At 47.8% G+C, this 12,805-nt stretch carries 12 protein-coding genes; all 12 read right to left on the minus strand.

The window, feature by feature from the left end; genetic code table 11:
- Positions 1-103 precede the first annotated feature (103 nt).
- On the minus strand, positions 104-937 hold the full coding sequence (locus BT105_RS01215) for a metallophosphoesterase (RefSeq protein ID WP_081367753.1): 834 nt from the start codon (positions 935-937) through the stop codon (positions 104-106).
- The gene (locus tag BT105_RS01220; protein WP_028514828.1) at positions 937-1,179 is read right to left on the minus strand and encodes an acyl carrier protein; all 243 of its coding nucleotides are present in this window, start codon (positions 1,177-1,179) and stop codon (positions 937-939) included. The genes BT105_RS01215 and BT105_RS01220 overlap by 1 nt, the downstream gene beginning before the upstream one ends.
- Positions 1,176-2,972 (minus strand): HAD-IIIC family phosphatase, encoded by a 1,797-nt coding sequence (locus BT105_RS01225; RefSeq protein WP_072299028.1) that lies wholly within the window; start codon positions 2,970-2,972, stop codon positions 1,176-1,178. The genes BT105_RS01220 and BT105_RS01225 overlap by 4 nt, the downstream gene beginning before the upstream one ends.
- 9 nt (positions 2,973-2,981) lie before the next feature.
- Entirely contained in the window at positions 2,982-4,418 is a 1,437-nt protein-coding gene (locus BT105_RS01230; protein WP_072299029.1) for a DHHW family protein, read from the minus strand.
- A gap of 12 nt (positions 4,419-4,430) precedes the next feature.
- Complete coding sequence (locus BT105_RS01235; RefSeq protein WP_072299030.1) at positions 4,431-5,831, minus strand: MBOAT family O-acyltransferase; 1,401 nt, start codon at positions 5,829-5,831, stop codon at positions 4,431-4,433.
- Between the two features lie 274 nt (positions 5,832-6,105).
- Complete coding sequence (locus BT105_RS01240; protein WP_072299031.1) at positions 6,106-7,131, minus strand: SPFH domain-containing protein; 1,026 nt, start codon at positions 7,129-7,131, stop codon at positions 6,106-6,108.
- Positions 7,132-7,177: 46 nt separating this feature from the next.
- Positions 7,178-7,612, minus strand: a complete 435-nt coding sequence (locus tag BT105_RS01245) for an NfeD family protein (RefSeq protein ID WP_072299032.1) — start codon at positions 7,610-7,612, stop codon at positions 7,178-7,180.
- 124 nt (positions 7,613-7,736) lie between these two features.
- Positions 7,737-8,858, minus strand: coding sequence for a glycoside hydrolase family 88/105 protein (locus BT105_RS01250; protein ID WP_072299033.1), 1,122 nt, complete (start codon positions 8,856-8,858; stop codon positions 7,737-7,739).
- Positions 8,855-9,682 carry a carbohydrate ABC transporter permease gene (locus tag BT105_RS01255; RefSeq protein WP_072299034.1) on the minus strand — a complete coding sequence of 276 codons (828 nt, stop codon included), beginning with the start codon at positions 9,680-9,682 and terminating at the stop codon, positions 8,855-8,857. Before BT105_RS01255 ends, BT105_RS01250 begins: the two co-directional genes overlap by 4 nt.
- Positions 9,682-10,557 (minus strand): carbohydrate ABC transporter permease, encoded by an 876-nt coding sequence (locus BT105_RS01260; protein WP_072299035.1) that lies wholly within the window; start codon positions 10,555-10,557, stop codon positions 9,682-9,684. The genes BT105_RS01255 and BT105_RS01260 overlap by 1 nt, the downstream gene beginning before the upstream one ends.
- Positions 10,554-11,861 (minus strand): ABC transporter substrate-binding protein, encoded by a 1,308-nt coding sequence (locus BT105_RS01265; RefSeq protein ID WP_072299036.1) that lies wholly within the window; start codon positions 11,859-11,861, stop codon positions 10,554-10,556. The genes BT105_RS01260 and BT105_RS01265 overlap by 4 nt, the downstream gene beginning before the upstream one ends.
- A 147-nt stretch (positions 11,862-12,008) precedes the next feature.
- Positions 12,009-12,782 (minus strand): SigB/SigF/SigG family RNA polymerase sigma factor, encoded by a 774-nt coding sequence (locus BT105_RS01270; RefSeq protein WP_028514836.1) that lies wholly within the window; start codon positions 12,780-12,782, stop codon positions 12,009-12,011.
- Positions 12,783-12,805: the final 23 nt, after the last annotated feature.

Here is a 12,805-nt window from a genome sequence, read left to right on the forward strand (position 1 = left end):
CAATAACCGCCTGAGGGCTGTTATTGCATACAAATTTATTATATCATCAATGAATTGAAATTACAAGTACCTTTTCGCATAAAATTGCTATATATCAGCATTATTAGTTGTTTATATCTATTATCGAGAGCTCGGGACGGTTGAAAATACGGGGTATGAATATCATACGCATAGGTCTTGCAAGTCCGCGGCTGATTATGTGAGTGGTATCATCAATGTGGTAGATACCTGTGGTATACTTTGGAAATATGCCCTGATCCGGGGCGTAAAGTCCCTGTTCCAGTATCTTTGGCAGTCTCCACTGACCGCCGTGAGCGTGTCCCGAAAGGACAAGGTCAAAGCCCTTGCCGTCACTGCCGAAGCAGTCGTCTATCTGCTCGGGCTGATGAAGAAGAAGTATATTGTAATACTTATCGTCGAGTTCGTCTATGCATTCCTCAAGCTGAGTTTTCTGCTTTCCCCACTGGAGAGAGTCAACAACACCGTAAAAGCGGATATCCTGACCGTTTATGCTGAATTCTTTCATATCGCCCATGAGTACGGGACAAATACTGCGTGCTTTTTCGTAGAATTCCTCGGTGTCGTCCCGCATACCCTCGTGATTTCCTGGAGTGTATACGCAGGGATATTCCGCGCTTAGAGCAGACATAAGGTTCAGGGCGTATTCTGTGCCGCCCCACATATCTATGACATCGCCGCCGAATACCACCATATCGGGTTCAGCCTTGTTAACCTCGTTTATGAGCTTTGAATTGTCGGTATTACCGTAAAAGCAGTTGTGCAGGTCGGAAATAAAGACTATTCTCATGCCCTTGTCAAGCTTTTTTGTGCTGACGCTGTAGTTTACGGGCTTCATAGCGAAGCCCCATGCGCTGAGAGCGCATAAAACCGCAAAGACAGCGGCGATTACAAGTCGTTTTTTCGCTTTTTTTGACATTATTTTCCTCTTTCAGCGATAATTGCAAGCATTTCTCCCACATTCTTCATGCCCGATACCTCGCGCATCTTGAAGCGCAGACCGAATTCGTTTTCAACTGCGGCAATGAGATTGATGTGCTCAAGACTGTCCCAGTCCTCAATATCGGCAGATGTGGTATTCTCGTTCACTGAAAGTGACGAGTCGCCGAAAACATCTCTGAATACCTCATTCAGACGGGGGAGTATTTCATTATTATTCATTCAGGATTCTCCTTATCACGTATTTTTATTACCTTATTCTTGTTTTCATAGCCTTCTATGTCGAGATGCCACTCGGAATCTCCGTTATCCAGCTTTTTATCAAGCGTGAAGCCGAATGAGCTGTAAAGTTCAGCTACCATGCTGTTCTTGTGCGTCTTGTAATAAAAGCCGTTTATACGGGTTATGCCCTTGGCCTTTGCGCGGCGGACCAGCTCGTCCAGCATGGCGAGCTCCATGTCTCTTTTCAGTACACGGCAGCTCATGAGCCACAGCTCTATATCAAGCTCTTTGTCTCTGCACTTGCCTATAACTACGGAAACTATGCCGTTATCGCCGAATTTGTCCAGCAGTCTGCCGCATATGCAAATATGGTCGGGACTTGTGCTGACCTTCTGTATCTCGTCTTCGTTGTAGCGGCAAGTGGTGAGATTGAACTGGTTGCTCTTGTTGGTGAGCTGAGTTATACGCTGTATATAGACAGGCTCAAAACCGCAGATGACAGCGTGCATATCAAGGCTGAGCAGATAGTCCTCATAGCTCTCAAAGCTTCTCAGCTGTGCCGCTCTCTGAGCGTTTGCGGCGTACATCTCCGAGCGGTGCATATCGTCATCGGAAACGGCTGTCACCTCGAAGAAACCGCTTCGTGTAAGCTTGTACATTGCTTCGTGAACGGTGCTGAGGTTTATGGTCTGAACCATGGGGAGCTGTCCCTCGATAATAGCGCATTCAGCAGGATTGTCGTCGATGAATACGAAGCTGTCCAGTCCGAGACTGAGGTCAGCGGCAGTTTCGGCGATATTTCTGTCTTTTGGCTCCCAGTTAGCCTTAATGGAGACAAAATCTGTGGATTTTAGGACTCCGCAGGGGTGATTCAGTCCGAGAAGTGCGTTTTCCTCGTCGTTTTTGGAGCATAGTGCAAGAAGCACACCGTAGTCCTTGTAGCCCTTGATAAAGCTCTGAAACTCGCTGAAAGCCTGTCCAATGGCGGTTTCCTGCCCAATCTCAATGCCCTCCTGACCGTCGTCGCCGATGACGCCGCCCCAGAGAGTGTTATCGAGGTCAAGGTCAATGACCTTGTGGTTCTTGCCGTAGATAGACTTTATTATGCACGCAAGGCTGTAGGCAAGGTCGGGGATAACGTTGGTGCTCATGGCATATTTGTAAAGATACCATGCCTCGGCGTCGTGCCAGTTAGCAAGACCGCAGACTGCGGAGAGGTAATTGATATCGTGGATATACAGACCGCGGGTGCTGCGGGCGTAATCCGAAAGCATGACGTTCATGCGCTGAATGAACGCAGCATGACCTGCAGTGCTCCAGCCGTCGTAACTGCCTGTGCGTCTGAACAGCGGCAGCTCGAAGTTGTTCTGTATGACAGGGCATGAGAAGTGCTGTTTAAGGCTGTCCCACACCTGCTTGAAGTATGCGAACTGGTCGTTGAGCTTCTGTTCCACTGTCTCGGCAGTCTCGGCAGGGCTCTCCGGGAGCATAGTGAGATTGCGCGATGTAGTATGGATATAGATAACGTCAGGATCAAAGCTGTCAAGCTCGGGATTGCCGAAAACGGCGTCTTCATAGAACTTGTTGTATTCTGACAGATAGAATTCGGGCTCGATTCCGAAATTCAGCAGAAAAAGCTCAAGCGCGGATACAATATGATTGGTCGTTGAGCCCCCCAGCACAGCGATCCTCTTCTTTACGCGGACGCAGCCGTCCGCAAGCAGCTGCTTGCGAAGCGCAAGTCGTCTGCGGATTATATCCTTGCCATCGAATGGAAAGTTGAGTTCTCTCATAATATCACCTTATTTTGTCAGATTGTTGTATATACAGTTTCTGTTGCCGCCTACTGCGGAGAATGAACACATGGCAAAAAGGAGATCCGTTGCGCCGACTCTGTTTATGAAATCTACGGCGTTAAGGTCGAAATAACGTATATCGCAGAGATATATGTTTTCAAAAGAGCCTGTCAGCATTGGCAGCAGGGCGTTTCCGTAGCTGTCCTTGAATATGACAAGAGTTCTTCCATTTTTGCATTCTGTATTGACGTGAACTATCCTCTCGTCAGCTCCGAAAACCATATAATAGCCTGAATTAGCCATATATGACGGATCGAGAAGAAGATTTGCGGCAACAGGGTTTTCAAAGCGTGTGTTGTACTGTGTGACTGTTACGGGTGTTTTGGGCTTGTAATAAACGAAGTCCTCGGGATTATTCATGAGTGTTGCGCTCTGTGTGTACATATAAAGGGTGCCGACGTAGCCAGGCAGTGTAACTGTCTCGTATTCCGATAACTCTGGATAGGGGACGCCTGCCGTGAGAGCGAACTGCTGTGCGGCATAGTAAGCGCCGAGAGGCTGCCAGTGGTGGTCGGTACGGGAATAAATAGCCTCGTCCTTGTGAGCATCGAGTATGCTGTAGGCGTCGATAGGGATCACGTTATGGAGAGCCGCGTCGAGCCTGTCGAAGTCCTCTTTCTCGCTGTAAGCGAGATTCTGATATTTTTCGGGAAGATAGAACGAGCTGGACGTTGGCAGCACCATTGAGTAAACGTTTACATCGGGGAGCTTTTCCTTGTAGAGACTCACATATGAAGCGTATTCCTGTTCTGCGCCCCAAGCGCCGCTGTAAAGAGTTACTCCGCGCTTGTTGACGATGAGGATATTGTTTGTGAGCTCGCCGTCAGCAGGAGCTTCTTCCGCAGGAGCAGTAGTTGCCTCGGGGACGGCAGTTGTAACTGATGTGGATACCGAAGCGGCAGTAGTTACAGGAGCTGTCGTGATTACAGCTGCTTTTTTCTCGAAGCCGCTGCCGAAAAGCTCGGCTTCTTCGCCGTCAGCGCCGTATTTTCTGCCCTTCAGCTGCATGATGTAGTCGGAGATGAACTCCTTGATATGAGCTCTGTCATGGACAGTATCGTCGAAGTAATCGGCAACGCCCTCGGTAAATTCGCCGCTTGCATAGCTTTTTGCGGAAAACTCGGGGAATTTTGTGAGATAGCGGTTCTCGTCGTCGGCTTTTGTCTCGTGGGGCAGTAGCGTTACATAAACGAACCCGCCTGCGAAAATAGCACTTATAGCTACTATATTAGCCAGCGAAATGAAGTTAAGAGCCTTTTTCCGCTGCTGTTTTTTCAGCTTTTTTGGTTTTATTGAAACATCTATGGAAGCGCCTGCGCGGTCGGAAGCTTCTATGGAGATAGATGGCTCCGGCAGGCTGTTTTTGTTTTTGTTATCGGTCATGGGTTTGCCTCGTCAGAATCTGAAATAAAGGAATGGATTTGCAGTAGAAGCTACCAGCATAATGCTTGTAACTATGAGCAGCAGAGCCGCTGCAACAGCAGCTGCTGAGGAAACTGCGGCTTTTGTGACAAAATGCTTGTCCGCTGTCTGTTTAACCAGTTTGATGACAGGGAAGCAGCATATAACGGCTACAGTCAGCAGATACATATTGTTGATGACGGAAATCCTGTCCTGAACGGCAAGGAATCCGTTTTCGCCGAAGCCGAATGCAGTCTTGAAGAATGTGCCGAGCTTGCCAAGCTTCTCGAAATAGAATATACCGAAGCCGATGATGATAACAAGCTTGCTGTAGATATGGCGGATTACAACAGGTATCTTCTTCATGCGTTTCTTGCCTATGAGCATTTCGATGAATACGAAAATACCATAGTAAAGTCCCCATATGATGAAGTTCCAGCTTGCACCATGCCATATTCCCGTGCAGAGCCACACGAGGAAAAGTCCGCCGTACTTTCTGCGCTTGCCGAATATAGGGATATAGAGGACATAGTCGCGGAAGAATGTGCTGAGGGAGATATGCCAGCGCTGCCAGAATTCGGTGATGTCCCTGCATATGAACGGGTGGTCGAAGTTCTCATCGAAATGGAATCCGAAGATACGTCCCAGACCTATTGCGATATCCGAATAGCCAGAGAAATCAAAGTATATCTGCAAGCCGTAGGCTATAGCTCCGTACCATGCTCCGAACATGGTGGAGCTGCTTATATTGCCGAGAAAGCTGTCAGCGATGATGCTCAGCTGATTTGCAAGGAGCACCTTTTTGCCAAGACCGAGAGCCACGCGGTTGAGTCCGTATGAAACGTCGCTGAGTTCAATTTTTCGTTCATTTATTTCTTTTTCGATAGTGCTGTAGCGGACAATAGGTCCTGCTACAAGCTGTGGGAACAGCGTCAGGAAAAGCAGGTACTTTCCGAAGCTTTTCTGAGGCTTGACTTTTTCCCAGTGGCAGTCTATGATGTAAGAGATAGTCTGGAATGTGTAAAAGCTGATACCGATAGGAAGTCTTATATCGGGAACGGGTATCGAAGATGAAAAAAGGGCGTTGATGTTTTCAACAATGAAGCCGCTGTATTTGAATACGCCCAGCATGAGCAGGTCATACGTTACCGCAATGACAGTAGCGGCAGTATTGCCCCTTTGTCCCTGATATTTTCCGATAAGCAGACCTGCGCCGTAGTTTACAGCGGCAGTTGTCAGCATGAGGAAAATATAGACGGGTTCGCCCCAAGCGTAAAAAATAAGCGAGAAAACTATCAACACCAGATTTTTGGCTTTCGTCCCTCTTGCCAGTGCATAGCACAAAAGGCATACGGGGAGAAAGATATATATAAAGAAAAGTCTCGAAAAAACCATTGTTCTACCGCCTTGCAGGAATGAATTATATATCTGTAGTTTTACCGCTTAAAGACTGACGGAGAAAATAAAATAAAAAAGCATTGTAATTGAAATCTTTATAGTTTATTATACAACAAAAAGCGCTTAATTGCAAGCAAAAATACGGCTGATTTTTATTTTTCGGGAGCTTTTTGCTAAAATCGTATCAAAACACAAAAAATCAGCATTGACTGCGCAGTTTTTTGGCACCAAAAAAATACTCCCCGAAAAATCGGGGAGTATCTGCGATATTTTAGTTTGCGTTATAGCCCTGATAGCCTGCATTGCTGTTGTTAGCAACAGGTGCAGCAGGAGCAGTGTCCTTTTCAACGATAGCCTTGAGGCCTGTTGCAAGACCTGCAAGTCCCTGTATCTCGCTTGGGATAATTATCTTTGTAGCCTTGCCGTCAGCAGCCTTTGCAAATGACTCAAGTGATTTGAGCTGGATAACTCTTTCATTCGGGTTAGCGTTATTGAGCTTTACGATACTTTCAGCGAGGGCTTGCTGTACCATTTCGATAGCTTTTGCTTCACCTGTAGCCTCCAGGATCTTCTGCTCTCTTACAGCGTCAGCTCTGAGGACCATTGCCTGCTTCTGAGCCTCTGCTTCGAGTATCTGAGCTTCCTTCTTAGCCTGTGCACGGAGTATCTGTGACTCCTTTTCACCTTCGGCAACGAGTATCTGAGACTTCTTGTCACCCTCTGCCTGAAGTATCTTCTCACGGCGCTCACGCTCAGCCTTCATCTGCTTCTCCATAGCGTCCTGAATCTCACGAGGAGGGAGGATGTTCTTGAGCTCAACGCGGTTTACCTTGATACCCCAGCGGTCAGTAGCCTGATCGAGGATAGAAGTGATCTTTGTATTGATAACGTCTCTTGATGTGAGAGTAGCGTCCAGCTCCATCTCACCGATGATGTTACGAAGTGTTGTAGCCGACAGGTTCTCGATAGCTGCCAGAGGTCTTTCAACGCCGTAGATGTACTGCTTGGCGTCTGTTACCTGATAGAATACGACAGTATCTATCTGCATTGTAACGTTATCCTTTGTGATAACGGGCTGAGGCTTGAAGTCTACTACCTTTTCCTTGAGTGATACCTTGCCTGCGATCCTGTCGATGAAAGGAACGAGGATATGAAGTCCTGTTTCCCACTGAGCGTGGAAAGAACCAAGACGCTCGATAACAAAAACGTGTGCCTGAGGAACTATCCTGAAGCATCTGATGAAAAGGAAAAGAAGAATAATGATTACGATCAAAACAATGATTCCAAGTGTGTCCATAATGATTTACCTCCGATATTGGTGTGTAATAGATAATATTGCAGAATTAATTTTCAGGTGCGACCATAAGCTTGGCGCCCATTACTTTTTTTACGATAACGATAGTACCCGCAGGTATTATTTCGTTCTCGTTTTCGGGAACGGCACTCCAGTTAACCCCATTCAAAGCGACTCGCCCCGTACCTTTGTCCGCGTCGATGTCCTCGATGACAGTGGCGTGTTTGCCAACGTCAAGCTCGGCGTTCGTTGCGACCTTGACCTGCTGTTTTCGCCGCTTGATGAACGGCAGACTTACCAACAGGAACAGCACTGATGATACAATGAACAATCCCAGCTGCTCCATAGTGGACAGGTCGTAGAAATAGCAGGCTATCATCGTTATAAAAGAACCTGCCGCGAACCAGATAGATACCAGCTGCACGGTAGCGATCTCAGCTATAACGAAAGCGATAACGGCTATTGCCCAGAACAGTACATTCAAAACGAGCTCCCCCTTTCACAAAATATTTGTAGTAATCCCTACAGCAAATATTATAACATGAAAGTGTGAACTTTTCAAGTATAAACCGCGATATTTCGACAGAATTTTTGTCCTGTGAGTATAATCAGGAGAGTTTTTTCATTTCTGTATATGCCATGATATAGGGAGCTATGCCCTTGGCGTCGTTTTCGACTATCTTTTCACTGAGATAGTATTCCGCAGAACCGTCGCGGTTATTCTCGCCGCCGAGACCTCCCACAAGGCAGATGTTTTTCAGTACGGGTACGTCACCGCTGTCGTCGATGAATTTTTCGGTGACGGTATCGAATGTGCGCTGACCTGCCTTACGCATATCGTCTCCGCATATGCCGAGCCGAGCCGCCTTGAGTGCGGCGTAGGCAAACAGCAGAGAGCCGCTGGTCTCGGGATAGTTGTTTTCAAGCTCGGAGCGATTCGGAAGCTGTAAAAGCATACCGTCCTCCATGCAGTACTTTGAGAGAGCAGTGAGCAGCTCTGACAGTTCTCTTTTGAGGAGTTCGTTTTTGGGGAGCAGTTCACAGCTGTCTGCAAGAGCCGCGCACATCCAGCCGTTTGAGCGGAGCCAGAATTCCTGAGAAAGTCCCGTTATCCTGTCAGCCCAGCACATGGTGCTGGTGTCGTCGTAGCCGTGATGGAACAGCCCTGTATCAGGATCGCGGAGTATCCTTCGCATATCCCATAGCTGACGGATAGCGTCATCGATTATACCCCGTGACTTATGGAGCATACCGTACTCAATGAGAAACGGCAGAGCCATGTATGAGCCGTCCAGCCATATCTGATCTGGGTAAATGCTCTTGTGCCAGAAGCTTCCGCAGTCAAGACGGGGCTGACGAACGAGCTGTTCCGTCCAGAAGCGCTCAAAGCCCAGCCTGTAGCGTTCTTCGTTTGTTATGCGCCAGAGCTTGAACAGATTTTTAGCTCCGTTTATATTGTCAAGGTTATAGTCGGCGTAGTTCAGGGTGGGGATATTGCCGTCCTCGGCAACATAGGTGTTTATGAATCTTATTGAGTAATCCAGAAGATCCTCGTCATCTGTGAGCTCATACATCATCAGAACGGCTGTTATCATGCAGTTGTCGATATAGTTCCATTTCGGAGCTTTGTCCAGAAGCTCGTTCTCCTTATTCCATATGGGAGAAAGAGGCTCTGAGGGGAGTATTAAATTATCGATATATTTTGAAACGATATTTTCAGCTTTAGTCATCCTGTAAGACCTCCTGCGGTGATACCGCTGACAAATTTTTTCTGAGCAAGTGCGAACACTGCTACAGAGGGTATAAGACCAATGACAGACATGGCAATGACCTTGCGCTGCTCATAGCCCTGTCCCGTACTGTCCACGGACAGTCTGAGGGCAAGAGAGAGAGGGTATTTTTCCACTGACTGTATCATTATCAGCGGCTCAAGGAAATCGTTCATTGTCCATAAGAATGTGAAAACCGCTATGGATATGACGGCAGGTCTTATGCATGGCAGAAGCACGTAAAACAGCGTTTTCAGCGTGCCGCAGCCGTCTATCCTTGCCGCCTCGTCGAATTCACGGGGTACGCCTTTGAAAAACTGCACCAGTATGAATACGAACATTCCCTCCTCGGCAAAGAGCGAGGGGAGCGTAAGCGGTATATATGTATCAAGAAGTCCGAGCTTGCTCCACATGAGATACCGCGGCATTATAGTCACGATAGAGGGCATGAGCATACCGCATATAAGCAGAGCGAAAAAGAACTTCTTCAATGGAAAATCAAACCTTGCAAAGCCGTATGCGACTATCGCTGAGGAAGCGACGGCGAACACGGTCTTTGGTATAATAATTGCAAAGGTATTGAGAAAATAGTGCCCCATGTTGTATGGAGTAACGGTCTCCCAAGCGTTTTTGTAGGAGTCCGTACAGAAGCTTTTCGGCATGAACCAAATAGAGGAAAATATCTCCTCGTTGGTCTTGAATGAAGCTCCCACCAGCCAGAGCAGGGGATAGAGCATTGCAGCTCCCACAGCGGTCAGCAGGAGATAGAGAAACAGCTTTTTCACTATGCGTCCCTCCTTGCCTTGTCTGTCAGCTTATACATAAGAGCCACAACTGCGGCGATTATCACGAAAAGCACCCATGATACCGCGTTTGCCATACCCTTGCTGCCGTAGGTGAACATCTCCTCGTAAATGAGCATACCGATAGTTCTTGTTTTTCCCAGCGGACCGCCTCCTGTGAGCATATAGGGAGCGTTGAACTCCTGCATAGCCCCGATAGTCTGCAATATGAGATTGACGAAAATTACATTCTTTATCTGTGGGAGAGTCACAGCGAAAAAAGCTCTTACCCCTCCGCAGCCGTCAACCTTTGCGGCGTCATAGAGCTCACGGGGAATATCACGGAGAGCCGCAAGAAATATGACCATAGTCGAACCGAATTCCCACAGCCTAAGCAGAACTATTATAAATATGGCTGCGTTTGGCTCTCCGTACCAGCTTACAGGGGAGAGTCCCACAGCTTCAAGAAGCTGATTTACCAGACCGTCAGATGTAAAGAGATACTGCCACATGATTATGACTGCGAGATTAGCACCCAGTATTGACGGTATGTAGAATGCTGTGCGGAATATGCCTATGTGTTTCAGCTCCATATTGAGGAGCAGAGCAACAAGCAGTGACACTATGAGCTTCAGCGGTACAAGTATCAGCGCGTATTTCAGAGTAACGCCTGCCGCCTGTCCGAAGTCCTTGCTGCTGAGCATTTCGCGGAAATTTTCAAAGCCAGCGAAGCGGCCACTGTCGGTAAGTCCGACTACAAATGAGCAAATAAAGGGATAGACGATAAACAGCAGGGCGCCTATGATAAAAGGCGATATAAGCGCGAGACCTGTGTACTTGCTGACGCCCACGGGATTGCGGTATTTACGGGTATTCATTTTCTTATCTTCTCCAGATAGTCTGTGATAGAGCCATACATCTGACGGGCAGCAGTATCCGTGTCGGCAGTGCCGTAGGATACTGATTCTATGGCGGTATTGTAGAATTCCTTCATGCGCGGCAGCTCCATATAAGGACTTATGGTAGATGTATCTGCGGCTGAAAGGATATCATCACATTCCTTGGCGAGTCCCGACAGCTTGCCGCTCTTTTCGAGAGTTGCCGCTGCTTTTTTTGAAGCAGGAATGCCGCGTGTAGTGCCGAGAAGCTCCGCACATTCCTCATCATTAACGAGAAAATCTACGAATGCCGCGGCTTCGTCGGGATATTTTGTATTACCAGATACAGCGTAAAGCAGGGTAGGCTTTATTAGCCAGCCGCCTGTATTACCGCTTTCGTCGGCAAGAAGGGGACCAGCCTCCAGAACGCCGTCAGGCAGAACGGATTCGTATTTGCCAACGGCGCTTCCCCATTCAAGAACGCCTGCCACTCTGCCGTCAATGAACTCAGATGACTGATAAAGGGCGGCATTCCCATCCTCATCAGTCCTTGTTCTGACAGTTCTGATAACATGATCCTCTTCAAGGCTTTTATAAAATTTGAGTGCGTCACTGATGTCATCGACGGAAAAACCAAGCTTTCCGTCATGGGTTATGAACTCTTTGCCTGTTTTCTGCTGAATGTACACTACCGCAAGATACCATGCAGTTCCTCCCGACTGGATATCGAGGTCAAGAGGATAGAGACCTTCCGCGCCGAAGCTCTTTCCCAGAGCTGCAAGATCTGTCCACGTTTTCGGGTATTCCGCTCCGAGCGAACGGAATACATCGGAATTGTAGAACAGACTTCTGCCGCTGACTGATATTGTAAGGGCGCTTAGTCTGCCGTCGGCTCGCCCGAATGACAGTATCTCGTCGTCATAGCCTGACAGGTCGAGAAAGCTGTCAAGGTTTTCCAGATCGTAGAATCTGCTGCCGTTCTCGGACATGGAAATGAGCCAGTCGTAGTTTATCTGCATGATGTCGGGCTCTGTGCCGCTTTTGATCTGTGCGGAGACCTTTTCCGTCCACCCGTCCCAGCCGCCGTATTCGGGGGTTATGGTGATATCGGGGTGCTTCTTGTTCCACAGACTGATAGCGTCCAGAGTTGCTTTGTGTCTGTCATCGCCGCCCCACCACGAAAAACGCAGTGTGCACTTATCCAGCTTGCCGTCGGGAGGCGTAACAGTGTCGTTTTTTCTGCTTGAACAGGCAGAGAGCGTTAGTGCGCAGCAAACAGCTGCGGCTTTGAAAAATCTTTTCATACTCTCAGACCTCAAACTCTAATATAATGACTTTTTGGATCCTTCTCTATAAAACTTATACATATTCAATTATACACTATAATCTTCTCGAAATCAATAGAAAAATGTCAGAATATAACAAAAAGCTCTCCTGTAGGAGAGCAGAGTTCATACGCTGTTTTTTATGCGTTCAATAGCGTTTTTTTCAAGGCGTGAGACCTGAGCCTGAGATATGCCTATCTCGCCTGCGACTTCCACCTGTGTTTTTCCGCGGAAGAACCGCAGATACAGGATATTCCGCTCCCGTTCGCCGAGGTCGTGGATAGCGTCGCGGATAGTGAGCTCGTCCATGCGGCTCTCAACGTCGTTCATGTCGCTTATCTGATCCATGATGTATAGGTTGTCTTCTGAATCGGAATAAACAGGTTCATAGAGCGACACGGGATCGCTTATACTCTCAAGAGCTATTACCACATCTGAACGTTTTTCGCCTATCTCCTCGGCAATTTCCTCCATTTTGGGCTCGCGCTGGAGCTTTATAGTCAGCCGTTCCTTAGCCTGTATAGCCTTGTAGGCGAGGTCGCGGAGAGAACGGCTCACCTTAACGTGACTGCTGTCGCGGAGATAGCGGCGGAGCTCTCCGCTTATCATGGGTACGCAGTAAGTGGAGAAGCGGACTTCCTTTGAAAGGTCAAAGTTGTTGATAGCTTTTATAAGCCCGATAACGCCTATCTGAAAAAGGTCGTCTATGTCCTCACCGCGCCCTGTGAAACGCTGTATCACGCTGAGTACAAGCCTGAGATTACCGTTTATGAGCTTGTCCCGTGCAGCCTTGCTGCCTGTAGCTCTTATTTCCTTAAGCAGGGCTATTTTTTCCTCTTCTTTGAGCACTGTCAGCTCCGAGGTGTTTATCCCTGCGATAACGACTTTGTTGTATGCCATGAGCCATATCCTCCGTAAAAGAT

The organism is Ruminococcus flavefaciens, assembly GCF_900119075.1.
In the GTDB taxonomy this organism is placed as follows: Bacteria; Bacillota; Clostridia; order Oscillospirales; family Ruminococcaceae; genus Ruminococcus; species Ruminococcus flavefaciens_Q.

What these genes read in the sequence shown, in the direction of transcription:
- BT105_RS01215 (WP_081367753.1), bottom strand. Translation starts at nt 937, where the DNA reads ATGTCAAAAAAAGCGAAAAAACGACTTGTAATCGCCGCTGTCTTTGCG.
- BT105_RS01220 (WP_028514828.1), bottom strand. Translation starts at nt 1,179, where the DNA reads ATGAATAATAATGAAATACTCCCCCGTCTGAATGAGGTATTCAGAGAT.
- BT105_RS01225 (WP_072299028.1), bottom strand. Translation starts at nt 2,972, where the DNA reads ATGAGAGAACTCAACTTTCCATTCGATGGCAAGGATATAATCCGCAGA.
- BT105_RS01230 (WP_072299029.1), bottom strand. Translation starts at nt 4,418, where the DNA reads ATGACCGATAACAAAAACAAAAACAGCCTGCCGGAGCCATCTATCTCC.
- BT105_RS01235 (WP_072299030.1), bottom strand. Translation starts at nt 5,831, where the DNA reads ATGGTTTTTTCGAGACTTTTCTTTATATATATCTTTCTCCCCGTATGC.
- BT105_RS01240 (WP_072299031.1), bottom strand. Translation starts at nt 7,131, where the DNA reads ATGGACACACTTGGAATCATTGTTTTGATCGTAATCATTATTCTTCTT.
- BT105_RS01250 (WP_072299033.1), bottom strand. Translation starts at nt 8,858, where the DNA reads ATGACTAAAGCTGAAAATATCGTTTCAAAATATATCGATAATTTAATA.
- BT105_RS01260 (WP_072299035.1), bottom strand. Translation starts at nt 10,557, where the DNA reads ATGAATACCCGTAAATACCGCAATCCCGTGGGCGTCAGCAAGTACACA.
- BT105_RS01265 (WP_072299036.1), bottom strand. Translation starts at nt 11,861, where the DNA reads ATGAAAAGATTTTTCAAAGCCGCAGCTGTTTGCTGCGCACTAACGCTC.
- BT105_RS01270 (WP_028514836.1), bottom strand. Translation starts at nt 12,782, where the DNA reads ATGGCATACAACAAAGTCGTTATCGCAGGGATAAACACCTCGGAGCTG.